The 26,950-nt window shown below is 63.7% G+C and carries 24 protein-coding genes; 14 read left to right on the top strand and 10 right to left on the bottom strand.

Annotated features, from left to right (window positions below):
• Nucleotides 1-39: 39 nt before the first annotated feature.
• The 8 genes from OHD62_RS01065 (at nt 40) to OHD62_RS01100 (ending at nt 7,564) form a co-directional block, all read left to right on the top strand.
• Nucleotides 40-1,110 carry a D-alanine:D-lactate ligase-like protein gene (locus tag OHD62_RS01065; RefSeq protein WP_263780363.1) on the top strand — a complete coding sequence of 357 codons (1,071 nt, stop codon included), beginning with the start codon at nt 40-42 and terminating at the stop codon, nt 1,108-1,110.
• A 98-nt stretch (nt 1,111-1,208) separates the two neighbouring features.
• Nucleotides 1,209-1,877, top strand: coding sequence for a helix-turn-helix domain-containing protein (locus tag OHD62_RS01070; protein ID WP_263780364.1), 669 nt, complete (start codon nt 1,209-1,211; stop codon nt 1,875-1,877).
• 29 nt (nt 1,878-1,906) lie between these two features.
• Complete coding sequence (locus tag OHD62_RS01075; RefSeq protein WP_263780365.1) at nt 1,907-2,977, top strand: extracellular solute-binding protein; 1,071 nt, start codon at nt 1,907-1,909, stop codon at nt 2,975-2,977.
• A 10-nt stretch (nt 2,978-2,987) separates the two neighbouring features.
• A complete protein-coding gene (locus tag OHD62_RS01080) occupies nt 2,988-3,881 on the top strand; it encodes an ABC transporter permease (RefSeq protein ID WP_263780367.1) in 894 nt (297 codons plus the stop codon).
• A complete protein-coding gene (locus OHD62_RS01085) occupies nt 3,878-4,663 on the top strand; it encodes an ABC transporter permease (RefSeq protein WP_263780368.1) in 786 nt (261 codons plus the stop codon). Before OHD62_RS01080 ends, OHD62_RS01085 begins: the two co-directional genes overlap by 4 nt.
• Nucleotide 4,664: 1 nt before the next feature.
• Nucleotides 4,665-5,774 carry an ABC transporter ATP-binding protein gene (locus OHD62_RS01090; RefSeq protein ID WP_263780369.1) on the top strand — a complete coding sequence of 370 codons (1,110 nt, stop codon included), beginning with the start codon at nt 4,665-4,667 and terminating at the stop codon, nt 5,772-5,774.
• A 24-nt stretch (nt 5,775-5,798) separates the two neighbouring features.
• The gene (locus OHD62_RS01095) at nt 5,799-7,184 is read left to right on the top strand and encodes an NAD(P)/FAD-dependent oxidoreductase (protein ID WP_263780370.1); all 1,386 of its coding nucleotides are present in this window, start codon (nt 5,799-5,801) and stop codon (nt 7,182-7,184) included.
• 26 nt (nt 7,185-7,210) lie between these two features.
• On the top strand, nt 7,211-7,564 hold the full coding sequence (locus OHD62_RS01100) for a cupin domain-containing protein (protein ID WP_263780371.1): 354 nt from the start codon (nt 7,211-7,213) through the stop codon (nt 7,562-7,564).
• Between the two features lie 56 nt (nt 7,565-7,620).
• Here OHD62_RS01100 and OHD62_RS01105 read toward each other — a convergent pair whose 3' ends face one another.
• The 6 genes from OHD62_RS01105 to dnaK all read right to left on the bottom strand — a co-directional run bounded on the left by OHD62_RS01105 (nt 7,621) and on the right by dnaK (nt 13,389).
• Complete coding sequence (locus OHD62_RS01105; RefSeq protein WP_263780373.1) at nt 7,621-7,908, bottom strand: DUF1330 domain-containing protein; 288 nt, start codon at nt 7,906-7,908, stop codon at nt 7,621-7,623.
• A gap of 27 nt (nt 7,909-7,935) precedes the next feature.
• Complete coding sequence (gene pyrF / locus OHD62_RS01110; RefSeq protein ID WP_263782252.1) at nt 7,936-8,634, bottom strand: orotidine-5'-phosphate decarboxylase; 699 nt, start codon at nt 8,632-8,634, stop codon at nt 7,936-7,938.
• 17 nt (nt 8,635-8,651) lie between these two features.
• Entirely contained in the window at nt 8,652-9,248 is a 597-nt protein-coding gene (locus OHD62_RS01115; RefSeq protein WP_263780374.1) for an NADPH-dependent FMN reductase, read from the bottom strand.
• 45 nt (nt 9,249-9,293) lie between these two features.
• Nucleotides 9,294-9,899, bottom strand: a complete 606-nt coding sequence (pmtA, locus tag OHD62_RS01120) for a phospholipid N-methyltransferase PmtA (protein WP_263780375.1) — start codon at nt 9,897-9,899, stop codon at nt 9,294-9,296.
• A gap of 230 nt (nt 9,900-10,129) precedes the next feature.
• A complete protein-coding gene (gene dnaJ / locus OHD62_RS01125) occupies nt 10,130-11,260 on the bottom strand; it encodes a molecular chaperone DnaJ (RefSeq protein ID WP_263780376.1) in 1,131 nt (376 codons plus the stop codon).
• A gap of 212 nt (nt 11,261-11,472) precedes the next feature.
• A complete protein-coding gene (gene dnaK, locus OHD62_RS01130) occupies nt 11,473-13,389 on the bottom strand; it encodes a molecular chaperone DnaK (protein ID WP_097574666.1) in 1,917 nt (638 codons plus the stop codon).
• Nucleotides 13,390-13,901: 512 nt separating this feature from the next.
• On the opposite strand from dnaK, the gene OHD62_RS01135 reads away from it, so the two are divergent.
• The 3 genes from OHD62_RS01135 (at nt 13,902) to rpe (ending at nt 20,655) form a co-directional block, all read left to right on the top strand.
• Nucleotides 13,902-15,854 (top strand): hypothetical protein, encoded by a 1,953-nt coding sequence (locus tag OHD62_RS01135; RefSeq protein WP_263780379.1) that lies wholly within the window; start codon nt 13,902-13,904, stop codon nt 15,852-15,854.
• 11 nt (nt 15,855-15,865) lie between these two features.
• The gene (locus tag OHD62_RS01140) at nt 15,866-19,777 is read left to right on the top strand and encodes a DUF11 domain-containing protein (RefSeq protein WP_263780380.1); all 3,912 of its coding nucleotides are present in this window, start codon (nt 15,866-15,868) and stop codon (nt 19,775-19,777) included.
• 200 nt (nt 19,778-19,977) lie between these two features.
• A complete protein-coding gene (gene rpe, locus OHD62_RS01145; protein WP_263780382.1) occupies nt 19,978-20,655 on the top strand; it encodes a ribulose-phosphate 3-epimerase in 678 nt (225 codons plus the stop codon).
• Between the two features lie 9 nt (nt 20,656-20,664).
• On the opposite strand, the gene OHD62_RS01150 is transcribed toward rpe, so the two are convergent.
• The 3 genes from OHD62_RS01150 to OHD62_RS01160 are packed head-to-tail and all read right to left on the bottom strand — an operon-like array spanning nt 20,665 to nt 23,821.
• Nucleotides 20,665-22,038 carry an amidohydrolase family protein gene (locus OHD62_RS01150; protein ID WP_263780384.1) on the bottom strand — a complete coding sequence of 458 codons (1,374 nt, stop codon included), beginning with the start codon at nt 22,036-22,038 and terminating at the stop codon, nt 20,665-20,667.
• Nucleotides 22,038-22,901: a dioxygenase gene (locus OHD62_RS01155; RefSeq protein ID WP_263780385.1), complete on the bottom strand. Its 864-nt coding sequence runs from the start codon at nt 22,899-22,901 to the stop codon at nt 22,038-22,040. Before OHD62_RS01155 ends, OHD62_RS01150 begins: the two co-directional genes overlap by 1 nt.
• Nucleotides 22,902-22,948: 47 nt before the next feature.
• Nucleotides 22,949-23,821: a fumarylacetoacetate hydrolase family protein gene (locus OHD62_RS01160; RefSeq protein ID WP_263780386.1), complete on the bottom strand. Its 873-nt coding sequence runs from the start codon at nt 23,819-23,821 to the stop codon at nt 22,949-22,951.
• Nucleotides 23,822-23,968: 147 nt separating this feature from the next.
• Here OHD62_RS01160 and OHD62_RS01165 point away from each other — a divergent pair, with 147 nt between their 5' ends.
• The 3 genes from OHD62_RS01165 to OHD62_RS01175 all read left to right on the top strand — a co-directional run bounded on the left by OHD62_RS01165 (nt 23,969) and on the right by OHD62_RS01175 (nt 26,146).
• Entirely contained in the window at nt 23,969-24,262 is a 294-nt protein-coding gene (locus OHD62_RS01165) for a YciI family protein (protein ID WP_263780387.1), read from the top strand.
• A 32-nt stretch (nt 24,263-24,294) separates the two neighbouring features.
• Nucleotides 24,295-25,293, top strand: a complete 999-nt coding sequence (locus tag OHD62_RS01170) for a Gfo/Idh/MocA family protein (RefSeq protein WP_263780388.1) — start codon at nt 24,295-24,297, stop codon at nt 25,291-25,293.
• A 109-nt stretch (nt 25,294-25,402) separates the two neighbouring features.
• Entirely contained in the window at nt 25,403-26,146 is a 744-nt protein-coding gene (locus OHD62_RS01175) for a GntR family transcriptional regulator (RefSeq protein WP_263780389.1), read from the top strand.
• A 23-nt stretch (nt 26,147-26,169) separates the two neighbouring features.
• Here OHD62_RS01175 and OHD62_RS01180 read toward each other — a convergent pair whose 3' ends face one another.
• The gene (locus tag OHD62_RS01180) at nt 26,170-26,940 is read right to left on the bottom strand and encodes an SDR family NAD(P)-dependent oxidoreductase (protein WP_263780390.1); all 771 of its coding nucleotides are present in this window, start codon (nt 26,938-26,940) and stop codon (nt 26,170-26,172) included.
• Nucleotides 26,941-26,950 lie beyond the last annotated feature (10 nt).

The following is a 26,950-nucleotide window of genomic DNA, read 5'->3' on the forward strand; positions in this document are numbered from 1 at the left end:
CGATGCTAGGCGATCGCACCGCCAGGAATCGCTCATCCCATGTCAAGCCGCAAGCCGAAGCTGATCCTCGTCTACGAACCGGAAAAGGCCTGCATCGAGCGGCTGGTCGCCGATGGCCACGCACCCGAGCGGGCCGCTGAAATCGCATCCTATCTGGCGCAATCGACCGACATCGCCCCCGAGTTTGACGCGCTGGCGGCGGCCTGCCTGAAGCGCGGCCTGTCCTTTGCTCCGGTGGCGCTTGACGATGCCGCCGGCGCGCTCGCAGGCGAGGATCCCAAGGCGACTCTTGTCTGGACGCTGACCGACGGCATCGCCTATTTCCGCGGCGGCGCCGCACCTGCGCTGGCGCGGCTGAACGGCCTGAAGCTTATCGGTGCCGACGACGCGCTGTTTGCGCTCTGCCAGGACAAGTTCCGCGCCGGCGCCCTGCTCGGCGCGCTCGGCCTGCCGATGCCGCAGGCAGGCCTCGCCCGCGATGGCCGATGGCTGGTCGAGCCGCCGGCCTCGCCAGCCGGCTGGTTCGTCAAGCCGAACCGGCTCGGCGCCAAGATCGGCATCTGGCCGGATTCGCGCAGCAGCGATCTCGGCCATGCGCTGGAACTCAGCCGGCGTGTCTTTGCCGCCTATCGCGACGACGTCGTCGTGCAGCCCTATGTCGCTGGGCGCAATGTGCGCGCGAGCTTTCTCGGCCTGAAGCCGGACACTGGCGTCGAGGCGCTCGGCATCGCCTTTGTCGATTCGGGCGGCGATTTTCAGACTATGGCGGACAGCCTGGCGCTGTACGGCGACACCGGCGAAGCGGCTAAGGCGGCGGGAACATATGCCGAGCCGGTGCTGCAGCAAGTCGCCGACAGCCAGCCGGTGGCCGACGCGAGGATACGCCAGATCGCGCAAAGGCTGATCACCGGCCTTGGCCTGCGCGACGTATTTTCCATCGATCTTCGGGTCGAAGCCGACGATACCATCCACCTCATCGAGTTCGAAGTCTGCCCCGGCCTGCCCTGTTTCGATTTCCGCGACTACTGCCGCACGCAATGGGGGATGGGGCTTGCCGATGCGATGGCTGAGGCCGCGGCGAGCCGTTTTTTTACCTCGCCAACGAAATGAGCGGCGCCCGCATACGCGGCTGGCCTGGATCGTGTCTCGACAAATGGCTTGCGTTCCGACGCGCCACTTAATAGGGTGTTAAGTGAGGGAGGAACTCGGTGAAAGTCGACCCTGCGACTTACAATGAGGCGACCGCGCTGGCGGCGACGGAAGCGGGCAAGGCGAAGCATGTCGGTGGGCGGATCAAGGCCATACGTACGGCCCGTCGCATTTCACTTCGCCAGTTGGCCGACATGATCGGCACGACGGCGAGCTTTATCAGCCAGCTCGAGCGCAATCTGAGCGGAGCCAGCGCCAGCACGCTGATGCGGATAGCGGCTGCCCTGGACCTCGGCATCAATGACTTGTTCGAGCAGACCGAAGGTGCGTTCCACAAGGTACTCACCAGAGCCGACCGCCCCCTGCTGCCGATCAGTCATGGTTGCCGAAAGACGCTGCTGTCGCGGCGGCCGATCCATGAATTCGAGGTTTATTCGGGAGATTTCGACGTTGGCGGCTCGACCGGCGATGACGCTTACACGCATGGCGGCAAGCACGAGATGTTCGTCGTCCTGAAGGGAACAGTCGAGCTGACATTGGCCGACGAGCGCTTCGTCATGAACGAGGGCGACAGCATCGAGTACGCAACCTCGACGCCGCATCGCACGGTGAACATCGGCAAGACGCCGGCGCAGGTGCTGTGGATCATCGCACCGCCAACCAGTGGTGCGGCGGAGCTCAATCAATACACGCCCGGACAAGGCTCGCAGCCGGGCGGACCGAAGTAATGCGGGTGCACGTCAATGGGAGATGCAACATGAAGACCAGGATTGGACAAGGGATCGCCTTCGGGCTGCTGATGATTACCACCGCGGCGCTTGCACAGAGCAAGCCCGTGGCGGGCGAGGTGGCCGAGGGCTCGCTGAAGGACAAGACGCTCACCTTCGTCTCGTATGGAGGCATTTATCAGGATGGTCAGATCGCCGCGCTGAAGGAATTCGTCGACAAGTCCGGTGTGAAGCTGCTCAGCGACGGGCCGACCGAAATCTCGAAACTGCAGGCGCAGGTCGAGTCCGGCAATGTGACCTGGGACGTGGTCGATACCGGTGATTTCGCGCCCTACGTCTATTGCGGCAAGCTGTTCCAGAAGCTGGACCTCTCGAAGATCGACACGTCCAACATTCCGGAAGGCCAGATCAGCGAATGCAGTGTGCCGGCCATGAACTATGGCGTGGTGCTGATGTACAACACCGAAAAGTACAAGGATAATCCGCCCAAGAGCTGGAAGGATTTCTTCGATATCGAGAAGTTCCCGGGCTCGCGCGCTCTGGAGGGCAGCGGCGATCTGTCCGGCGGCATGATCGAGCAGGCGCTGCTCGCAGCCGGCGGATCGGTGGAAAACATGACTGTCGCCGACATCGACAAGGCCGTCGAGAAGGTGAAGTCGCTCGGTCCGGACACGATCTTCTGGAAGACCGGCGCCGATTCCCAGCAACTCGCTGAATCCGGCGAAGCCGACATGATCGCAATGTGGACCGGACGTGCCATGACCGCGGTGAAGAATGGCGCGAAGTACACGCCGGTGTGGCAGGACTGGCTGGTCGTGATGGACCAGATGACCATTCCGATGGGCGTCAAGGACGCCGACGCTGCGCATGCGCTGATCAACGCCTATGTCGGCAAGAGCGCGCAGGAGACGCTGGCCAAAACAACCTCGTATACGCCGATCCACAAGGACGCGAAGCCCGAAGTGGACGAGGCTACGGCAGCGTTCATGACCAACACGCCCGACAAGCTCAAGCTTGGCTATCACCAGAACATCAAGTTCTGGGTGAAGAACTTCGAGGTGGCGAACGAAAAGTGGAATGCGCTGATGGCGGGCAACTAGGTCCGCCACCGTGGTAGCGCGAGCGAGCGACAGCCGGGACACTGGTCCGGCTGTCGCGGCGGGCGATCGGTGGCGCTGGTTTCGGCGACAGGCTTTCTGGCTCGTCGCGCCGGCGCTGCTGCTGCTCGTCGTCTGCCTGGGTCTGCCGCTCGCCATCGTCACCCTTCGCAGCTTTTCAGAGCCGCAATGGGGATGGCAGAACTATGCCTGGTTCTTCGGGACACCGGTCAACCTGACGGTCCTTCAGCGCACCTTCGTGATCTCCGCCTGGGTGACGCTGGCCTGTGTCATTGCCGGTTACCCCTATGCCTATGTGATGACTGTGGTCGGACCCAAGATGCGGCTCGTCCTCATCCTGTGCGTGCTGGTGCCGTTCTGGGTGAGTGGCGTGGTGCGCACCCTGGCATGGGTCATCCTGTTGCAGGACTCCGGCGTGATCAACTCGGTCATCCGGGGCATCGGCCTCGGTCCGGTCAAGCTGATCCGCACGCAGACGGGCGTGGTGATCGGCATGGCGCAGGTGCTGTTGCCATTCATGATCCTGCCGCTCTATTCGGTGATGAAGGCGATCGACCTGCGGCTCCTGCAGGCGGCACGAAGCCTCGGCGCAAGCCCTGCGCGCGCCTTTGCCCAGGTCTATTTGCCGCTTTCGCTTCCGGGCGTCTACGCCGGCGCCATCATCGTGTTCATTCTGGCGCTCGGCTTCTACATCACGCCCGCACTGCTCGGCGGTCCGCGTTCGACCATGCTCTCGACCCTGATCCAGAACCAGGTGCTCAGCCTGCTCAACTGGGGCCGCGGAGGCGCGATGGGTGTGGTGTTGCTGATCGCGACCTTCGTGCTGCTCGCGCTTGCGGCACCGCTGTCGCGCCAGCCGCACAAGACGGGGTCGAAACGCCAATGAAACTGCCCGGTCGAATCCTGCTCGGTCTGTTCTGCCTGCTCGTCGCCGTCTGGCTGATCGCACCGACAATCGTCGTCGTGCCTATGTCGTTCAACGACAAGAAGTCGCTGGCCTTTCCGCCGTCCGGCTTCTCCTGGCAGTGGTACCAGAACTTTTTCACCAACCCCGAATGGTCGGCGAGCCTGGTCAGTTCGCTCAAGGTTGCCGTCGTCACGGCGGTGTTCGCCACCGTCATCGGCACGCTGGCGGCGTTCGGCCTCGATCGCATGAAAAGCCGCGTCAGCGGCGTGCTGCGCGCACTGCTGATCACGCCAATGGTCGTGCCAGGGGTGGTGCTCGCCGTCGGCATCTATGCCGTCTATCTCGACACGCAGCTGGTCGGCACCATGACCGGTTTCGTGCTGGCCCATACGATGCTCGCCGTTCCTTTCGTCATCATCGCCGTCTCCGCCAGCCTGGAAGTCTTCGACAAACGGCTGGAGACTGCCGCGGCCAGTCTTGGCGCCACCCAGCTGACTGCGTTCAGGACCGTGACATTGCCGCTGATCGCGCCGGGGATCCTGTCGGGCCTGCTGTTTGCCTTCGTCACCTCATTCGACGAGATCATCGTCGCGCTGTTCATCACCAGCCCCTATCTGAAGACACTGCCGGTCCAGATATTCTCCAGCATTACCCGGGACGCCGACCCCACCGTTGCGGCCGTGGGCACGCTGCTTTTCATCGCGACGTCACTGGTGATCGGGGCGGGGCTTCTCATCGGTTCGCGGCAGGGAAAACGCTGACATGGCCTCACCATCAACCCGCGGCGCAGCCATCGATCTCAGATCCGTCAGCAAGCACTATGGCAGCTTCATCGCTCTTGATGAGGTATCGTTACGCATCGAGCCGGGGGAATTCATGACGCTGCTCGGGCCCAGCGGTTCGGGCAAGACGACCACGCTGAACATCATCGCCGGCTTCACCGAGGTGAGTTCAGGTTCGCTTGATGTCGGCGGCAAGAGCGTCATCGGCGTCCCGGCGCACAAACGCAATATCGGCGTGGTCTTCCAGCACTACGCCCTGTTTCCGCATATGACGGTCAGCAGGAACGTCGCCTATCCACTGACCCTGCGCGGCATCGCCAATCCCGGTCGCGAAGCCCGGGTGCACAAGGCCCTGGACATGGTGAAGATGACGGATTTCGGTCACCGCTTCCCCAGCGAGCTCTCCGGCGGGCAGCAGCAGCGTGTCGCGCTGGCCCGCGCCATCGTCTTCGACCCGCCGCTGCTGCTGATGGACGAGCCGCTCGGGGCGCTCGACAAGAAGTTGCGTGAATGGCTGCAGCTCGAAATCAAACGAATCCACCGGGAATTGGGCACCACCTTCGTTTATGTCACGCACGACCAGGAGGAGGCCCTGGTCCTCTCGAATCGCATCGCCGTGTTCAACCAGGGCCGTATCGAGCAGGTCGGCACCGGCCGCCAACTCTACGACGAGCCCGAAACCTTGTTCGTCGCAAAGTTCGTAGGCGACTCGACCATACTGCGTGGCGCGCCCTCCACCTCCGGCGACGAGACCGCCATCGACATAGCCGGACGCAAAGTGACCACCGCCAAACGCCTTCCCGGCGGTGCCAAACCAGCGATGCTGCTGCGGCCGGAAAAGCTGAGCCTCGTCAGACGGGGGAAGGGCGGACAGGATCAAAACATCCTGCCCGGGCGCATTGGCGAGGCCATCTATCTCGGATCGGGCTCCAAATACGAGGTCGTGCTGGCCGACACCTCCAAGGCGATCGTGCGCTCGACGCTGGATGCCGAGACCTTCGCCATCGGCGACGAGGTCGACCTCATATTTGCCGGCAGCGACGTGAAGCTGCTGGCGGACGACGAGAAGGCCGACCTGAACCAGACCTGAACCCTATCCGGGACATCGCGACAAATGGACGTGAAGAAGAACGGCGACGTTTCATTCTGGTATGCCGACATCGGTGGCGTGCCAGGCTATCGGCCGCCATTGCCGGGCGATATCGTGGCGGATGTGTGCATCGTCGGGGCCGGCTACACTGGCCTCTGGACCGCCTACTACCTGAAGCAGGCGGCGCCACACCTCAACATCGCCATCATCGAGAAGGAGTTCGCCGGGTTCGGCGCTTCGGGACGCAATGGCGGCTGGCTGTCCGGCGGATTCTCATGGTCGCGCGAAAAATATGAGAAGGCATCGTCGCGCGCCGGCGTCATCGCCATGCAGGCGGCAATGACGGGCACGGTCAACGAGGTCATATCGGTCGCGGCGACCGAAGACATCGACGCCGACATTCGCCGTACTGACGAATTGCTGGTCGCAACCAACGAGGCGCAGGAGCAGCGTGCCAAGGCGATGTATGCCCATGCCAGGTCATGGGAGCTGAGCGACGAACGCGTCGGATATATCGATGCCGCGCAGATGCACCGGCGCATCGCGGTACACAACGCGCGGGGCGCCTTCGTCCTCAAAAACGTGGCGCGGGTCCAGCCCGCAAAGCTGGTGCAGGGGCTCGCAAAGGCTGTGGAGCGCCTCGGTGTCCCGATCTACGAACAGACGACCGTGCTGTCGATCGAGAAGAGCAAGGTCGCAACCGATCGAGGCCTGGTGCGCGCCGAAAAGATCGTGCGTGCGACCGAAGGCTTTACCGCGGGTATCGCCGGTCACGAAAGGCTTTGGCTGGCACTCAACAGCGCCATCGTGGTGACCGAGCCATTGTCCGAAAAACTGTGGCGCGAAATCGGTTGGGATGGCTACGAGGTTCTCGGTGATGCCGCGCACACATATTGCTACGCGCAGCGCACCCGGGAAGGACGCATTGCCATGGGTGGACGCGGGGTGCCTTATCGATTTGGCTCGAAGACCGATGTTCGAGGCGTCACCCAGCAGGCGACAATCGACAAGCTGCACAAGATCCTGACGACGCTTCTGCCGCAGACCAGGGGGCTCAAGCTCGACCATGCGTGGTGTGGAGCGCTGGGCGTGCCGCGCGACTGGTGCACGACAGTGGGCTTCGACAAGCAGACCGGAATAGGATGGGCAGGCGGCTATGTAGGCCTCGGCGTGTCCACTTCGAACCTCTCGGGGCGCACGCTGAGGGATCTGCTGCTGGGCAACGACACCGACCTGACGCGCCTACCCTGGGTCAATCGAACGGTGCGCAAGTGGGAACCAGAGCCGCTGCGCTGGCTGGGCGTCCATTCCATGTATCAGCTCTATCGAATTGCCGACGAGCGGGAAGCAAAGGGGCTGCCGCGCACATCGCGGCTGGCGGCCCTGGCCGATCGCATCACCGGGCACTGAACCACATCGCCTCGAGGATATTCAGCATGATCGACTTCAAGACCTTCGCCCACCTTGCGCATATCGACCTCGGTGAGCCCGTGCTGAAACCGACCTCGGTGGAGGGCGATCAGCTCGAAGCAGCCAACACCCTCTGGACTTCGGATGACGGCAAGATCGAAGTCGGTGTCTGGGAATGTTCGCAGGGCCGGTTCACCGCGCGCCGAGAGACGAATTCGGAGATTTGCCACATCGTCTCCGGCCGTGTGACGTTGCACGGCCCTGACGACGCGGTCAGAGATGTCGGACCCGGCGAATTGCTTGTCCTGCCGCTTGGCTGGGAGGGCGAATGGACCATCCACGAGAAAACGCGGAAGCTCTACATTCTGCATTCGGCCTGACCGCCACGGCGGTTGTGGTCGCTCCCCAACCCGATTCCATCGGAGATGGAGAGAGGCTAGATCCCCTCGACCAGCACAATCTCGCCATCGGCGACCTTCTGACGGATTGCGACGGCGCGCTGATATTCCGGTGAGTGGTAGCAGTCATGCGCGTCGGCGAGCGATGGAAACTCGATGATCACGTTGCGGGCGCGGCCAGGGCCTTCGGCCTTTTCATGCTCGCCGCCGCGGGCCAGGAATTTCACATCGAAACGGTCGAAGGCAAGCTTGGCGGCGGCGACATACTCCTTGTAGCCTTCGGTGTCGCGCACATCGACGCGGGCGATCCAGTATCCCTTGGGCATTCTTCTTCTCCGAACGTCCTGTTGCACTCAAGCGGAGCGCATTTCCTCAAGAATGGCTTCCGCGACCGCCCGCCTGTCGGCCGCGCCGACGATCGGCCTGCCGACGACGAGATGGCTGGAGCCGTTGCGGATTGCTTGGCGCGGCGTCACCACGCGTTTCTGGTCGCCATGGTCGCTGCCCTTGGGCCGTATTCCAGGCGTCACCACGGCCATGTTGGGGCCAACGATCCGGCGCACCGCTTCCGCTTCCTCGGCCGAGCAGACGATGCCGCCCATGCCGGCATGCAGCGCCTGTTCGGAGCGCCTCAGCACCAGCGTATGTGGATCGTATTCATAGCCGGCGTCGATCACGTCCTGCTCATCCATCGAGGTCAGCACGGTGACGGCAAGCAGGCAGAGGTCGCTGCCCCTGGCGGCCTCGACCGCCGCCCGCATCGTCTTGGGATAGGCGTGCAGCGTCAGCATGGTCATGCCCATCTTGACGACGTTTTCGACGCCCTTGGCCACCGTGTTGTCGATGTCGAGCAGCTTCATGTCGAGGAAGATCTTGGTCCCGCCACTCGCCAATTCCCGGGCGAAATCCAGCCCGCCGGCGAAGGCGAGCTGATAGCCGATCTTGTAGAAGGAAACGACGCCGTCGAGCTCGCGCACCGCCTTTTCGGCTTCCTTCAGCGTTGGCACGTCGAGGCCTACGATCAGCCTGTCCTGCATGGTGCCGACGCGCATCGCGTCTTCGGTGTGGATCACGCCTCGATCCGGGTGGACAGCATGCGCGAGGTTTCGATCAGCGTGCGGCATAGGTGCTCCATCGATTTGTGCAGTCTTTCGTCCCTGAAATTCCCGGCCTCGTCGAAGGCGTTGCCGCCCTCCGGCACCGAGCATTCCGGCGTCACCACTTCCATCTGGCAACGCACCAGCACGGCGCGCAGATGGTTGATGCAGCGTATCCCGGCGAAGTGTCCCTTGGAAGACGAACAGAGGCCGGCGACCTTGCCGACAAGCGGCCTGAACGAGCGGCTGCCATCCTTGCGCACCCGGCTCACCCAGTCGATGCTGTTCTTGAGCAGCGGCGGGATCGAGCCATTATATTCGGGCGTCGCGATCAGCAGCCCGTCATGGGCGGCGATCAGTCGGCCGAACTTCATGGCGTTTTCAGGGATGCCCTTTTCCTTTTCCAGATCCTCGTCCAGGATCGGCAGCGGATAGTCGGCGAGCGAGATGCGGGTCACCTCGGCGCCCTGCATGGCAAGTTCCTTCTGCGCCACATCGGCGGTTCTGCCGCTATAGGCGCCTGATCGAACCGAGCCGGCGAAGACGAGAATTTTCGGGATCACTGCCATTGGCCAGCCTTGTCCCCGGACAGGTACAGCCAAGGGCTGCTCAAATCAACGCGCCTCGCGCCGGTAGATCCAGAGCTGCGTCGGCGGGATGTTGCGGATGATGAAGTCGAAATGCTTGACCGTGTAGTCGCCGCGGCCGGGCGGGATCGGCGACAGCGGGCCGTAAGTCAGCTGCACGACCGGGCGGCCTGCCGGTATGCGGTCGAGCAGGCTTTCAATATAGGCGATGCGCTGGGTGACCGGAAAATTGAGCAGCGGCACGCCGGAGACGACCGAATCGAACACCAGGTCGCGTTTGTCGCCAAGCGTGGCGTCGAGATTGAAGGCGTCGCCCTCGATGATGTTGACACCGGGATAGAGCCGGCGCAGATGGCGCACGAAATCGGTTGAATATTCAACCGCATAGAGATTTTCAGGGCGCACACCATGGGCGAGGATGGCACGGGTGATGACGCCGGTGCCAGGCCCGACTTCGAGCACCGGCAGGCCCGATTTCGGATTAACGATCGAGGCCATCTTACGCGCGGTGATGGAACTGGTCGGCACGATCGAACCGACTGCCTTCGGCTTGTCGATCCAGCCCTTGAAGAATTTCAGTTCGTCGTCGAACTTTTCCGCCAGCGTTTTTCGCAATCCGGGACCACGTGCCATGCAAGTTCTCCTGAACGCTCCCCCCGGGACGCTACTTAGCAGCTACGGGGTTCAAGGCAAGGCGAATGCCCGGATAAGGTGTTGATGACGCTAAGGCATGTCGCGCGAAAGTGCGCAGCGGTTTTGCGATAACGACATGCATCAAACAAGTTCAAAGCGCGTTGAATGGGATGCGCTTTGAGCAAGCCCTGCGAGCAGCTCTATTCTACACCTTGCCCGCTGGAATTGCTTCAGCGTTCGCTGAAGGTTTCGAAAAAGTCCTTCATGCGGGCGAAAAAGCCGCTCGACTGGGGCGAATTGTCCTTCGAGGAAAGCTGCTCGAACTCTTCCAGCAACTCGCGCTGGCGGCGCGATAGGTTCTGCGGCGTCTCGACCGCGGTCTGGATGTAGAGATCGCCGACATTGGGCTGGCGCAGCACCGGCATGCCCTTGCCCTTGAGGCGGAACTGGCGGCCGTTCTGGGTGCCTTCGGGCACCTTCACCTTGGTCTGGGTGCCATCCAGCGTCGCCACCTCGAAGGAACCGCCAAGGGCGGCCGTTGTCATCGAGATTGGCACCTTGCAGTAGAGATCGGCACCGTCGCGCTGGAAGAATTCGTGCGGTTTGACCGCGAGGAAAATATAGAGATCGCCGGACGGGCCGCCGCGCAAGCCGGCCTCGCCCTCATTGGCAAGCCGGATGCGAGTGCCGTCCTCGATGCCGGCCGGGATGTTGACCGACAGCGATCGCTCCTCGGTGACGCGGCCCTGGCCGGCGCATTTCGGGCACGGCTCCTTGATGGTCTGGCCACGCCCCTGGCATTGCGGGCAGGTGCGCTCGATCGAGAAGAAGCCTTGCGTGGCCCGCACCTTGCCGTGGCCATTGCACATCGAGCAGGTGGCCGGCTGGGTGCCAGGCTTGGCGCCGCTGCCGGAGCATTCCGTACACGAGATCGAGGCTGGGACGTGGATCTGCGCGGTCTTGCCGGCAAACGCCTCTTCCAGCGTGATTTCCATATTGTAGCGCAGATCGGCGCCGCGCTCGCGCCCGCCGGAGGAGCGGCGCTGGCGCCCGCCCATCATGTCGCCGAAAATATCCTCGAAAATGTCGGCGAAGCCGCCGGCGCCGAAGCCTTGCGCGCTGCCATTCATGCCGCCCTGCTCGAAGGCGGCGTGGCCGAAACGGTCATAGGCCGCGCGCTTCTGCGGATCCTTCAGCGTCTCGTAGGCCTCGTTGATTTCCTTGAACTTGTGCTCGCAGGAATGGTCGCCGGGGTTTCGGTCGGGATGGAACTGCATGGCGAGCTTGCGGAAAGCGCTCTTCAGCTCCTTGTCGTCGGCACCTTTCTGGACGCCCAGCGTTTCGTAGAAATCAGCTTTCATCTTTTCCCGCTGCCCGGATGTTCAATGTCTTGAGGCATTGTTCGTATCTTTTGCCGGCACTGCCGTTTCGATTTAGGTGCGATGGGGTCGGGATGCCAGTGTCGAGAAGAGGTTGCCCGCATTTTTTCGACAAGGTCCGCATTTTTTCGGCGAGGGTTGCAAAAAAGCCCGGCTGTACGCCGGGCTTTCTGCTTTAATTTGCCATCAGGCGCTCAGGCCGACTTCTTCTTGTCGTCGTCCTCGTCGATTTCCTCGAAATCGGCATCGACCACGTCCGAATCCTTGGCGGCGTCCGCCTTGGCGTCGGCTTCCGCGGCTTCCTTCTGCGAAGCCTCGTACATGGCCTGGCCGAGCTTCATCGAAACTTCGGCGAGCGCCTGGGTCTTGGCCTCGATCTCGGCAGCGTCATCACCTTCGGCAGCCGTCTTCAGCGCCGCGATCGCATCGGCGATCGCCGTGCGGTCGGCCTCGGGAACCTTGTCGCCATATTCCTTCAGCGACTTCTCCGAGGAGTGCGCCAGCGCTTCGGCCTGGTTGCGGGCCTCGACGAGTGCACGCCGCTTCTTGTCGGTCTCGGCATTGGCCTCGGCGTCCTTCACCATCTTCTCGATGTCGGCATCCGAAAGGCCACCCGACGCCTGGATGCGGATCTGGTGCTCCTTGCCGGTGCCCTTGTCCTTGGCCGAAACGTTGACGATGCCGTTGGCGTCGATGTCGAAGGTGACTTCGATCTGCGGCACGCCGCGCGGCGCCGGCGGGATGCCGACGAGGTCGAACTGGCCGAGCGCCTTGTTGTCGGCGGCCATTTCGCGCTCGCCCTGGAAGACGCGGATGGTCACGGCCGACTGGCTGTCTTCGGCCGTCGAGAACACCTGGCTCTTCTTGGTCGGGATCGTCGTGTTGCGCTCGATGAGGCGCGTGAACACGCCGCCCAGCGTCTCGATGCCAAGCGACAGCGGCGTCACGTCGAGCAACAGCACGTCCTTGACGTCGCCCTGCAGCACGCCGGCCTGGATGGCGGCGCCCAGTGCGACGACCTCATCCGGGTTGACGCCCTTGTGCGGCTCCTTGCCGAAGAACTGCTTCACGATCTCCTGGATCTTGGGCATGCGGGTCATGCCGCCGACCAGGACCACCTCGTCGATCTCGCCGGCTTTCAGGCCGGCATCCTTGAGCGCCGCCTTGCAGGGCTCGATGGTGCGCTGGACGAGATCCTCGACCAGGCTCTCGAACTTCGCCCGCGTCAGCTTCAGCGTCAGGTGCTTGGGCCCGGTTGCGTCGGCGGTGATGAACGGCAGGTTGATCTCGGTCTGCGTGGTGGACGACAGCTCGATCTTGGCCTTTTCGGCCGCCTCCTTGAGGCGCTGCAGGGCGAGCTTGTCGTTCTTCAGGTCGATGCCCTGTTCCTTCTTGAACTCAGCCGCCAGATATTCGACCAGACGCATGTCGAAATCCTCGCCGCCGAGGAAGGTGTCGCCATTGGTCGACTTCACCTCGAAGACGCCGTCGCCGATTTCGAGCACCGAAATGTCGAACGTGCCGCCGCCAAGGTCATAGACGGCGATGGTCTTGCCTTCCTTCTTGTCGAGGCCATAGGCAAGGGCGGCCGCGGTCGGCTCGTTGATGATGCGCAGCACTTCGAGGCCGGCGATCTTGCCGGCGTCCTTAGTGGCCTGGCGCTGGGCGTCGTTGAAATAGGCCGGAACGGTGATGACAGCCTTCTCGACCTTCTCGCCGAGATAGGCCTCCGCCGTTTCCTTCATCTTCTGCAGGATCATCGCCGAGATCTGGCTGGGCGACTGTTTCTTGCCGCCGGCCTCGACCCAGGCATCGCCATTGTCGCCCTTGACGATCTTGTAGGGGACAAGCTTCTTGTCCTTTTCCGTCACCGGATCGTCATAGCGGCGGCCAATCAGGCGCTTGACCGCGAAGATGGTGTTTTCAGGATTGGTGACCGCCTGGCGCTTGGCCGGCTGGCCGACGAGGCGCTCGCCGTCGCTGTTGATGGCGACGATGGAAGGGGTCGTGCGCGCGCCTTCCGCATTCTCGATGACCTTCGGCTCCTTGCCATCCATGATGGCGATACAGGAGTTGGTCGTTCCCAGATCGATACCGATTACTTTTGCCATTGTTCTAGTCTCTCCGCTAAGCAGGCTCTCAGGACCCGTAAGGCGTTCCGACGAAAGCCCCTGTTCACAAGAAATTCCGTTCCAGCAACCGACATTCCGGCGCCGAACGGCTTGGCGCGTATATAAGAACAGGCTGAGCGACGCGCAAGCATTCTGCGCAAGGTGTCCATCACCCTTTGCTACAGCATCCCCATGAACCTTTCCGCGTCCGTCCGCGACTGATGCTCAGGCGCCGCGTGGCGCGGCCCGGAAAGGACAGCCCCATGACTGGAAAACCAGAGATTCCACGGTTTGCGGGAGCAACAGGAGCTCGGCGCGACCACCGCCTTCGGGACGGAGCCGATGCGCTGGGCTTTCCGCTGATTCCGTTGACCCTGCCGAGGTGCAGGCGTATCGTGACGGCGAGGAAAGCAGGCAATTCGATCAGGGAAAAACGTGCCGGAACCCCGCGCCTTGCCCTGATTTGCGCGGCAAGGCCGGATGTTTCTCCCGTAGCCCGCGGGGGAAATTTCATGTCTTGTGAACACGGCACGTTCGTGCCCGCCGGCCGCTTGCGCCGCGCGATGCATAAAACCATCGCTTTCCTGACGATCGCCGCCAGCCTGTGGCTTGGCGCTGCCGCCCGGGCGCAGGAAACGCAGATCATCCATCCGGGTTCGATGGCCGTGACCGGATTTTCCGGCACCATCATTCCCAATTTCGAGGAAGGCCTGCCGCCAGGCATCGATCCAGTCGACGAGACCTTCATCGATACGGCGCGCGCCACCTTGCGCGTTTTCGACGTTTCAGGGCTGGGCGGGCCGGCTTCGGGCCAGCTCGTCTACACGCCGCCGCCTTTCGAGGTGACCGCTGGGCAGATTGGCCAGGTGTTCGCCATTACTTACGATGACGGCGTACGCGACGGCGTTGCCTCGGGCATTCCGAACCTCTATGCCGGCGCCACCTCGCTCCACGGCATCCGCATCGTCACACCGGACGCCGACGCCGACGGGCGGCCCGAGCGCCAGCGCCGCGGTGCGGCAGGCGCCACCTTCATGGAAGGCCAGTTCGGCACCGAAAACGGCGGCGGACCGGGCACGATCTGGAAGATCGACGGCATCACCGGCGCCGTATCCAAATTCACCGATCTCGACGCCAACAGCGGTCCCGGCATCGGCGATATCAGCTTCGACAACATCCACCGCCAGTTTTTCGCCTCGGACCTCGACACCGGCCTGATCCACCGTATTGACGCCAACGGCACGCCGGTCGACAATTTCGACCATGGCGTTGCCGGGCGCCCGGCGCATGGGCTGGCCCCCGTCGCCGACGACGGCTCGGTGATGGACATTCAGGGCGCTGCCTTCGACAGTGAAGACCCCGACACATGGGGCTACACGCAAGACGAGCGCCGCGTCTGGTCCGTCGCCTATCATGGCGGCCGGCTCTATTATTCGGTCGGCGAGAAGGCCGAGATCTGGTCGGTGGGCATTGCCCGCGACGGCGGTTTCGCTGGCGATCCGCGCTGGGAACTGACGGTCAAGGCCGACAAGGACTACGCCGTCACCGATATCGCCTTCGACAATAAGGGCTTCATGTATCTGGCGCAGCGCGGCCCGGTGGAGAACCGCTACGACTACATGCAGTTCGCCGATTCCGGCAAAGGCGAGGTCATCCGCTACTGGCGCGAAAACCCGGACGATCCGGTGACGGAATCGGTCTGGGTGGAAATGCCGCAGGAATATGCGGTCGGCTTCCCTGAAGGCAACCGGCAGTCGGCCGGAGGGCTGGACCTGCAATATGGCTACGATTCCGACGGCAATATCGACACATCGGTCTGCACCGACACGCTGGTCAACACCGGCGACAAATTGCGCGACAATCCGGCTCTGGCCGAACAACTCGCCGCCGGCGGACCGCTCGCCGTGCACGGCGTGCAAATCACGCCGACGCCGCTGGTCAAGCCGACCAATGTGCCGCCCTTTGGCTCCTGGTTCGTCGATTTCGACGGTTACTTCGAAGACCCCGAAGTGGAAGGCCATGTCGGCGATGTCGAGGTCTGGCACCCCTGCGAAGGCCGTGCCGGCTACTATGATGAGATACCCGGAGGCGGCTATCTGCCACCCTTCTATCCGCCGGACTTCCCACCGCCCGGCAATCTGCCTCCCTGTCTCGATGTCGAGGATGTCAGGTATTTCTGCACGCCCTCAGGCCTCGAGGCCGACCTCTATCTCCATGACCATTCAGGCTTTGGCGGCGATTCGATCAAGGCGCAGTCAAGGACATCAGGCGTCGGGGTGAGCGCACCCCTGTCGCATGCGCCCGGCTCGCCTTACACGGTCAACATCACCGGCCACTACCCTGGCGATACGGTCGATGTCAGGCTCTGCTTCTACAGGCAGTCCGACCGCGACAAGGGTGGCTACTACCCTTGCTGCAAGATGACCGTGCCGCTCAGAACGCCTGCCGTCAGCTGCGAACGTTGAGGAGGGGGAAGATGAACACTTCTGCACTTTCCCCGCTCGCGACCGGCAACAAACCAACCGTCATGGAGACGATCATGAAACCCCTGTCATTTGCCAGGCGCGGCGCGCGCTGGCTGATGGCGGCCGGTATCGCGGTCGCCATGCTCACCCCGGTGCCCGGCTTCGCCGAGGACCTTGCGCCGGCCAAGATTGCACCAGTCAAGACCGCCCAGGCCGACATCGACAAGCCGCAACCAATCGATCCTGATTCGATCGTCATCGCCGGCCCGGAGCCGAAGCTCGAACTCGACAATCCGCGCATCGTCAATCCGGAGCCGGGGCGGATCGTGCCCTTCTTCACCAAGAAGGGCGGCCAGAGAAGCTGCGACTATGTCTTCTATACGCTGAGTTTCGGTCTGCGCGGCAATGCGCAAGCTTTTGCCAATCCGGCATTTGCGGCCGCGCTGAAAAAGGCGAGGCTCGACTTCAAGGACCAGCTTCCGCATGGCTTGAAAATCGTCAATGTGAGCGTCTCCGGGGACGGCACCGACGCCGCCGGCGGAGCTTTGCCCACAGCCACGATCAGCAGCTCGGCCAATCCCGACGATACGGCTGATGTTTCCGATTTCCGGATTTCCGCCAGCGATCTCGATGGCATGGGTGCTGCTAACGAACGCGTCATCACCTTTCGGATCACCGCCACGATCGACCATGCGGCGTTCCCTGCGCCGACCGTGGTCGACAACCAGGGGACGATCAAAGTGACGGTTGGACCGGGCCCGGGCACCACCATCCCGTCGCAGGATCCGGGCAAGCCGGACGACGGCAATTTCCTCACCGGTGAAAAGACCTCGATCAGGATCGACCTGACCAAGTGCAACCCGCCGCCGCCACCTCCCGGCAAGGAATGCTTCAAGGTCGAACGCGGCACGGTCGAATGCGTGCCCGGCGGCGGCGCCTTCATCTACTACATGCCGGTCGGCCCGGAGATGAGCGGCAAGTGGGTGCAGGTTTCGACGACGACGCCCGGCATCACCATCATCCCCAATACGCAAAAGGTGCCGGCGGGTGGCGGCGTGCTCAACTGGAAGATCGTCGGCGCCTCGCCTGGAGACGTCATCCATCTCATCGTCACCGGCATCGAAACCTATGCCGGACCGGAGGAGGGCTGGGGCCTGTGCTGCACGCAGACGATCGACATCGTCATCCCGCGTGACCAGAGGTGCCCGCCGAAGGACAAGGAGCCGGATCTCAAGGTCGAAAAACGCGCCGACGTGACGCGTTGCACGATGGCCGGCGGCTGCGACTTCACCATCCGGGTCACGAATGTCGGCGATGGCCCTTACAACGGCAAGATCGTCCTCGACGAGGTGACGCTGCCGGCCGGTTCGACGCTGGATTCAGGGCCGAACCCGCCCTGGGTCTGCGTGCCCGGCACTACCCCGATGATTTGCACCCATCCGGTAACCACGCTCAATCCCGGCGCCTCCGTCGACCTCAAGCTCGGCTTCAAGCCGGCCGGAGGCTGGCAAGGCGGGGCCTTGCGCAACTGCGCCACCTATAATTACGGGGCGAGCGGCAAGCCGCTGTTCGGCAGCCGGCAGAACGATCGCGGCTGCGCCTCGATCCCGATCTGCCGGCGTGGCGACCGTGACTGCCGGCCGCCGGTGGACAAGAAGGTCGATCTCATCCTGAAGAAGCGCGCCCGCACCGAATTCTGCTCGGCCGATGGCGTCTGCACCTTCGTGATCGACATCATCAACAATGGCAGCGTCCCCCATAACGGGCCGCTGACGGTCATCGATACCTATCCCAGCGGCGCGCCGGCATCCTCGACCTTCGGCCCGACCCCGCCCTGGACATGCGGACCCAACGGCCCCGGCCAGTTCCGCTGCGACAATGCCGGCATCGTGCTGATGCCGGGCGCCTCGACGCCGATCTTCGTCAAGGCGGTGCTGCCGGCCGGCTACCGGCCGGACACGGTCGAGAACTGCGCCGAGGTCAAGGCCATTCCCGGCGAGAACGATCTCACCAACAACAGGGCCTGCGCCAAGGAACGCATCCGTCATCCCAATGGCGGTCAGCCGGCGCTGCGCATCACCAAGGTGTGCAACGGCGCGATGGCGGGTGCAGCAGTGGTTTCCTGCCGCATAACCGTCAGCAGCGTCGGTGCTGTTGCTCCAACCGGTCCGGTACGGGTCAACGATGCCGCCACGCTGGTTGCCGGCGGCGCGCCCGTCCAGATCCAGACCGTCACATCAGACGGCGCGGAATGGGCGTGCGGTCCGGTTCCGGCCAACACGCTGTCGTGCCAGATTCCCGGCGCCGTCATGACGCCCGGAACCAGCCGCCACTTCGACGTGACGGTTGCCGGCAATGGCGAGTTCGAAAACTGTGCGCGCGGCTCCTACGGCCCGGCGCCAGGCGACGACATCGTCTACCCAATCGGCCGGGCCTGCGCCAAGGGCGGCGGCACTTCCACTATCCGTGTCGAAAAGACCGGCGACGCCGAGTGCCGGCCAGGCCAACCCTGCTCGTTCGAGATCACCATCACGAATGAGGGGACGAGCCCCTTCTCCGGTCCGGTCCGCATTGGTGATGCGATCGGCATCGAAGGTCTCGGCCGGCTGGAAGGCGTCGCCATCACCTCGATCGAACCGCCCTTTGGCTGCTCGCCGGAACCGGCGACCTTGCCTGTCTCCTGCATCGCCAATTTGACGCTCGGCGCCGGGGAAAGCCACGTTCACAACGTGACCGTGGTGCTTCCCGACGACGGCCGCCTGGCCAATCTGCAGGGCAGCGTCAACGGCCAGAACTGCGTCGGCGTGCTCTCTCCCGACACACGGGTGCAAGGCGGCGACGTGCTCTCCGGCGGTCAGGCCAACATCCAGGGCGACCGCGGCAAGGCCTATGCCTGCCATCCCTTCACCATCAGGAATGAGGTGAAGAAGGAATGTTCGGCAGGCTTCGTCATGAACGACGCCGGCCGCTGCGTCTGCCCGTCCGGCACCACCTTCCGCAACGGTCAGTGCTCGGGCGGTGGCGGCGTCATTGTCCCGATCCCGCCGAAGCCGAAGCCCTGCATCCTGCTCAAAGGCCAGATCCGCACCGAGGACGGACGCTGCATCTGCCCGCGCGGAACCGAGCTCGAGGATGGTGCCTGCGTGAAGATCACGCAGGGCTGCACCATCCCCGGTTCGGTCCCGACAGCGGACGGCAACTGCCGTTGCCCCGCTGGCACGCATCTCGACAGAAATAAGAATGCCTGCGTGCGGGACAAGCAGAAGCCCGAGCAGTGCACCATTCGCGGTCAGGTCCATGACGCGGACGGCGATTGTGTCTGCCCGAGGGGGACCGAGGTTCGCAATGGCGCCTGCCGGCCGATCCGGCCAAAGCCGGAGCAGTGCCGAATCCCCGGCCAGATCCGCAATGCCGACGGCGATTGCGTCTGCCCAAGAGGGACCGAGGTGCGCAATGGGGCCTGCCGACCGATCCGGCCGAAGCCCGAGCAGTGCACGATCCGTGGCCAGATCCACGACTCCAACGGCAATTGCGTCTGCCCGAGGGGTACGGAGATCCGCAATGGCGCCTGCCGGCAGAAGAAGCTTGAGCTGGAGCAGTGCACCATTCGTGGCCAGGTGCACAACAAGCGCGGCGAATGTGTCTGCCCGCGCGGCACCGAAGTGCGCGGCGGTGCCTGCCGCAAGATCAGGGTGGAATGCGCGCCCGGCAGCCAGGTGATCAACGGCATATGCCAGCCGATCATCAAGCGGCGCTGCCCGGTCGGGACAGTCGGCCGCTATCCGGACTGCGCCCCGATCCGCAGAAGGCCGGGCCTGGAGATCAATCCGAATCTCTTGAACCCGAACATCCTGCAGCAGCTTGTGCCGAGGCAAAAGCAACGGATTCCCCGGCAGCAGGATCCGGCGCGCATATTGAACTAACTATCCGTACCCCCCGCCGGAGCGATCCGGCGGGGTTTTGCTGCCGATATCGGCCCAGCCGCTCACCCTTACCTTCACCCCGTGAAGAACGGGGAGAAGGTTCCGGCAGGGACAAACCGGCTTCCCCTTTTTAGGATCATGGTCTAGCAGTCGATCCAGACGATGCGCCCGCAACCAAGGGCGCCTGGAAAGGCCGCATCATGAGCAAGAAGACCCTGATCGCGCCATCGGTGCTGGCGTCGGATTTCTCCAGGCTCGGCGACGAGGTCGAGGCGGTGGCGGCGGCTGGCGCCGACTGGATCCATCTCGACGTCATGGACGGGCATTTCGTGCCCAACATCACCTTCGGCCCGCCGGTGATCAAGGCGATCCGCAACCGCACCAAGGCCTTTTTCGACTGCCATCTGATGATCGCGCCGGCCGATCCCTATCTGGCCGCCTTCGCCGAGGCCGGCTGCGACGGCATGACGGTGCATGCCGAGGCCGGGCCGCATCTCGACCGTTCGCTGCAGACGATCAGGAATCTCGGCAAGAAGGCCGGCGTGTCGCTCAATCCGGCGACGCCGGAAAGTGCCGTTGAATATGTGCTCGACCGGCTCGACCTGATCCTGATCATGACCGTCAATCCGGGCTTTGGCGGCCAGGCCTTCATCCCGGCGATCGTCGACAAGGTGAAGCGGGTAAAGGCGCTGATCGGCGAACGACCGATCCGCATCGAGATCGACGGCGGCATCTCACCGGAAACCGCCCCGCTCGTCACAGCCGCGGGCGCCAGCGTGCTGGTCGCAGGTGCGGCCATCTTCAAGGGCGGCAGCGTCGAAGCCTATCGCGCGAACATCGAGGCGATCCGGACGGCGGCGGACAGGGCGGCCGGCTGACGCAGCGCCTCAGCCGTTCAACTGCGTCGGGATGCCGAGTTGTGAGACGATGCGCCTGCCCGAGGCTTCGAGGTCGCGTTTCACCCGCTCGGCATCGTTCCACAGGAGCTTTCCGTCGCGCTTCCTGAATTGGCCCGCGACCATCACCGTTTCGACATTGCCGACATTCGACTGCATGATCACGGTCGAATAGGGATCGTGAACCGGCCACATGTTCCAGTCCGTGGCGCGCAAAATGGTGATGTCGGCCTGCTTGCCAGGCGTCAGTGAGCCGATCTGGCCGTCGAGCCCGAGCATCCTGGCGCCTTCCAGGGTGATCCAGCGCAGGGCATCGCGGGTAGAGACCGTGCAGGCTTCGGGTATCGTGCCGGTGGTCCGGCGCGACAGATCATTGTCCAGCGAGCGCTGGCAGGCGAGCGCCATGCGCGCCACCGTGAACATGTCGGTGGAAACCAGCGATTCGATGTCGACGCCGAAGGATGGCTGCCCGCCGGCCGCCAGCACGCGGCCGGTGATGGGAAAGCCATGGCCTTGCGTCATCTCGTTCTCCGGCGTCACCGTGAAGGAGACGCCGGCGCCGACGAAGCGCCTGATCTGCTCGTCGCTCAGATTGTTGCCATGCACGACATTGATGCCGGGTCCGACCAGCCCCTCGGCCTCCAGCGTTTCCCAGCCGCCCGGCGTCTTGGCCTCGCCGCCGCCCTGATGCATCGAGGCGACCATGCCAAGCTCGCGCGCCAGCCGGAAATCGGCGCGGGCGACCTCCATGGTCGAATAATGCGGTCCCAGAATCGCCAGACCGAGCGTCACCAGCTGGCCACGGCTGGCGAAGCGGCCGCGCAGCAGGCGCTCAATCTCGTGGCGCGGATGCGGCACTTCGGAAAAATGCGGCTTGCCGGGCTTTGGGTCCGGCTTCGGTGACCCGTGCAGGAAGACCGAGCGGATGCCGCTTGCGAACAGCGCCTCGACGGCGGCATCGGTATGATCTGATGTCGGATTGTTGTGGCACCAGTCGCCGAGCGTGGTCGCCCCGGCATTGATCTGGCCGATCGCACCAGCAAGCGTGGCGATGTAGATGTCCTCGGGCCGGAAGGCTGTCGCCAGCCCCCGGTGCACACAGCGGAAATATTCGAGCAGCGTCATGTTGGAGGTGAGGCCGCGCAGCCCGGTCTGCCACGTATGCATGTGGCCGTTGACGATGCCGGGAATGACGATGCGCCCGCGCCCGTCGATCACCTCGGCCTGATCCGCCTGCAAGTTCTGCCCGACTGCGGCGATCCGCTCGCCGGCCACCAGCACGTCGCCGTCGAGGAAATCGCCGACCCTATCGTCCATCGACAACACGATGGCGTTGCGGATCAGGGTGCGTAGCTCTTGTGCCATCAGGCATTGCCCTGCAGCGGCACCAGCGTGAAATCGAAATCGAGCCGCTTGTCCGGTCGCCGTTCAAGGCCGGAGGGGCCGTCGTCGTCGCGCATGGCGTCCAGCTTTCGCACCAGTGGGTCGCGTACGCCGAAGACGGCGTCGTTGTCGACGAACTTGTCATGGGCGAAGAAAATCTCGGTGACGATCGGCTTATGGCGTTCGGCCTTGACGATGAAGTGGAAATGCGACGGCCGCCAGGGCGAGCGGCCCGCCGCTGCCACGACCGCGCCGACCGGACCATCCATCGGGATCGTGTAGGGCGCCGGCTCGACGGTGGTGAAGGCATAGCGGCCTTCATCATCGCACTCTTGCTTGCAGCGCAAATTCTCGTCGTCCTGCGCCGCGTCCTGCGTGGCATATTCGCCCTTCGCATCGGTCTGCCACATGTCGACGATCGCCCCGGGAATGGGCTTCCCAGCCGTGTCTCGCACGACGCCGGTAACCAGCACGGTCGTGCCTTCATTGTCCTTGACCAGATCGGCGCCGAAGGGAACCGTCGGGCTGTCGTCTGAATAGAAGGGACCAAGCACGCTGCCGATCGTGGCGCCCGGCGTTGCGTTCAGGAGATCGACCAGCGAGGTCACGCCCATGACGTCGGACAAAAGCGCGAATTCGTTGCGCTTGTCGTCGCTGATCTGGCCAGCATGCCAAAGGAAATCGATCGTCGACAGCCATTCCTCATGCGTCAGCCCGACCTCGCGGACAAAGGCATGGACATGGTGGGTGAGCCGCTGCAGCACATGACGCAAGCGCGGGTCGGGCGCGTTGCCCCAGGCCTGCTGCACAGCCTCGGTGATGTTGTCGGCGGTGATGTCGCGCATGGTGCCGTCTCCTCCCGTGCCGGCCTGTCACTTCCCTTACCCGCTTGTCACTTGGCGGTGGAACGCGGTTCTTCGGCCGCGATGCTGTTGCGCAGGATGCCGATGCCTTCGATCTCGACCTCGACCACATCGCCGGGACCCATCCAGAGCGGCGGCGTGCGCGCATAGCCGACGCCTTGCGGCGTGCCCATCGCGATCATATCGCCAGGTTCAAGTGTCATGAACTCGGAAATGATCGAGACCGCCATGGCAACCGAAACCATCATATCGGCGGTGCTCGCATTCTGCACCGTCTCGCCATTCAGCCGGCAGGCGATGCCGAGGCCGGAAGCGCCGGCGGGCAACTCGTCTGCCGTCACGATGACCGGACCAACCGCACCCGTCCTGTCGAAATTCTTGCCGGGCGTCCATTGATGCGTCTTGCGCTGGTAATCGCGGATCGAGGCGTCGTTGAAGCATGTGTAGCCGAACACATGATCCAACGCATCGGCCTTCGGGATGTAGCGTCCGGACCGCCCGACGATCACCATCAGCTCCGCCTCGAAATCGAGTTTTTCCGAGACGCGCGGCATGATGATCGCTTCGCCCGCCGGCAGCAGCGACGTTGCCGTGCGCAGGAAGATCGCCGGATAGTCCGGCACCGCGTAGCCGCCTTCCTGCGCATGCGCGCGGTAGTTCAGGCCAAGGCAGACGATCTTGCCCGACGGTTCGAAGGGCAGTGCCAAAGGCGTCGTCGCCAGCTTCTGCCAGGCGGCGGGCGGCAGGACCTCAACCTGTTTGGCTATCGCGGCAAGCCCGTCCTTGCCCCAGTTGATCAGCTCGAGCAGGTCAGGGCTCGATGAGCCGAGCACGGCAATGTCGGTCCCGCGTACGACGCCCAGCCGCCGCTCGCCATCCTCGATGCAAACCGCAAAACGCATGAAATCCTCCTGCAATCTGCCCTCTGTTAAAATCGCTAATTTTATTGATGTCAATATATTATCGATTTTATTGCAAAGCCAGACGCGATTCCCTATGGTCGAGACGATCGCCATGGCAGACCAACTCAGGACCGCTAGAGGAGAAAAATGCCCATGCTTTTCGCCATCCATGCTCTCGACGGAGACAATGGCCTGCAGCGCCGGCTGACCAGCCAGGATGCGCACAAGGCGCATCTGGCGACGGCGGCGACCTATGGCGTCACCCTCATTATGTCCGGACCGCTGGTGGAAGACGACGGTGTCACGATGAAGGGTAGCCTGTTGATCGTCGACGCCGATGGGCGGGCCGCGGTCGAGGCGTTCAATGGTGCCGATCCTTACAGGAAGGCCGGCGTCTGGGGCAGCGTGACGATCACCGCCTTTCAGAAACGTCAGGGCTGACACCCGGAAGTCTATCGAACACGGAGGACAGGATGCGTGTGGCGGTCGCAGGCCTTGGCTGGTGGGGCAAGCAGATCATCTCGTGCCTCGACAAGAGTGCGCGTTTCCAGGTGCTCTACGGCGTCGATCCGACGCCGCCGGAAGGCGTGCTCGATTTCCTTGGCCAGCATGGTGTCGGCCATGCCACCGATCTGGCCACGGTGCTTGCCGACGAGGCCGTCGAAGGCGTGATCCTCGCCACACCACACCAATTGCATGAGGAGCAGTGCCTGGCGGTGATCGCCGCCGGCAAGGAATTGTTCTGCGAAAAGCCGCTCACCATGAGCGCCGCGGGCGCTGCCCGCGTCATCGACGCCTGCCGGAAAGCCGGCAAGATCCTCGGCATCGGCCATGAGCGCCGCTACGAGGCCTGCTTCGAGCAGGTCCAGAAACTGCTCGACGACGGCACGCTGGGCAAGCCGCTGCTGTTCGAGGCCAATATCAGCCACGATCTGTTTCGCGGCATCGACCGTTCGAACTGGCGGCTCGACCCGAGACACGCGCCGGCCGGCATGATGACGGCGACGGGCATCCACCAGACCGATCTCTGCGTCGCCTTCTTCGGCGCTCCCGCCGAAGTCCGTGCGCAGACGTCGAGCCTGATCTTCGAATCGCCCGCCACCGATTTCGTGACGGCGTCGCTGACCTTTGAATCCGGGGCGCGCGGCACAGTCAGCCTTTTGTCCTGCACGCCCTATTATGGGCGCGTCACGGTGTTCGGCGACAAGGGCTGGATCGAGGTGGTCAGCGAAGGCAATGTCGACCAGGGCAAGCCGACGATCGTCACCGTCTGCACCGGCACCAGAGAGCCGCGCCAGGTGTCGGTCCATCACCCGACCGACACGGTGACCGCGAATTTCGAGGCCTGGGCCGCTGCCGTCGCCGGCGGGAAGCCCTACCGCTTCACCCCCGCCCAGCTTCTCGACAACATCAAGCTGTTCGAGGCCATCGTCACGTCGGCAAGCCAGGATGGCGCGGCCGTTCGCCTTTGAGGAGCACGATCTTGCCCTTGAGGGCCGTAAGCCCGACATTGTAGGGTAAGCGAGAAGCCCGACCGCGGCACGGCCACGGGCAAGGTCACTTGAGGCAACAGGAGCCGCATTGACGTACGGAACGGCCGATCTGAATGACGAGGGCGCTGCGTCCAAGAGCACGCTCGCCAGCACCGTCTATCATCAGCTTCGCGATGATTTGCTGCACGGCGTCCTCGAAACCGAAAGCAAGCTGCGCGTCGAATGGGTGGTTTCCCGTTACGGCGCCGGCGCGTCACCTGTTCGCGAAGCGCTCAATCGGCTTGCCTCGGAAGGCCTGCTCGGCCGCCACGACCAGCGTGGCTTCTTCATCATGCCGCTCAGCGCCGCCGAGCTCGAGGAACTGACGCGCACACGCTGCTGGCTGGAAGAGCGGGCGCTGCGCGAAGCCATCGCCAACCGCACGCATGAGTGGGAGGAGCAGCTCGTGCTGGCGCTGCACCGCCTGTCGCGCACGCCGCGCCGTTTGCCCGAGGATCCTTCAGTGACCAATCCAGATTGGGAGAAGCTGCATCGCGCCTTCCACCGCGCGCTCATTTCGGCCTGCCGGTCGCGCTGGCTGGTGGGCTTCTGCGACCAGCTTGCCGACCAGGCCTATCGCTACCGCCAGATGGCGCGCGGCGGCACCGGCGTTCAGCGCGACGAGCTCGGCGAGCATCGCAAGATTGCGGAACGTGCGCTTGACGGCGACGCCGATGGCGCGGTCGAGGCCTTGCTCGACCACTACCGCCTGACGACCGCCTTGTGCATGGAGCGCTTCAGCCAGAGCGAGGATCCGAAGACACAGCTCGGCAAGGCGCGCCGCCGGCAGTAGCGGCGACTTTTGGGTCCGACGCGCTAGCCTGCGGTGCTGCCGCCATCGACGAACAGGACATGGCCGGTGACGAAGTCGGAAGCCCTGGCCGCCAGGAAAATCGCGGCGCCGACAAATTCCTCCGGTTCGGCGGGGCGGTTGAACGGAATGCGCGACATGAAGAGATCACGCACTTCCGGTGTCTTGAGAATGAAATCGGCAAGAGGTGTCTTGATGACCGACGGTGCGATGCAATTGACGTTGATGCTATGCTGCGCCCATTCCGTCGCCAGTTGACGCGTCAGAAGATGGACCGCGCCCTTGCTGGTGCCGTAGCTGACATAGCCGAGCGGATGGCCGACAAGCCCGCGCACCGAGCCGATGGTGATGATCTTGCCGCCCTGGCCGCGCGCGATCATGCCGCGCGCCACGGCCTGCGCCGGCAGGAACGTGCCTTTGACGTTGATCGCCATGATGCGGTCGAATTCCTCGGGGTCGAGGTCGACCGCGGCGGTGCGCCTGGCAAAGCCCGCCGCCGTCATCAATATGTCGATCTTGCCGAGCGCCGTTTCAGCCTTGCCGACGGCATCCGCGACGCTGGCCGCATCGGTGACGTCGCAGGGCGCGCCGATCACCGTGCCCTTGGGCTCCAGACTTTTCACAGCGGCGTCGACCTTGTCGGCGTCGACATCGGAAATGACGACGGAGGCACCGGAAGCGAGATAGGCTTCGGCCACCGCGACGCCGAGCCCGCCGCCACCGCCGGTTATGAAGGCGGTCTTGCCGGCCAGCGTGAATTGCCCTGCCACATCCATGAAAATTCAT

The sequence above is a fragment of the Mesorhizobium sp. YC-39 genome (assembly GCF_025753795.1).
Classification (GTDB): Bacteria; Pseudomonadota; Alphaproteobacteria; order Rhizobiales; family Rhizobiaceae; genus Mesorhizobium.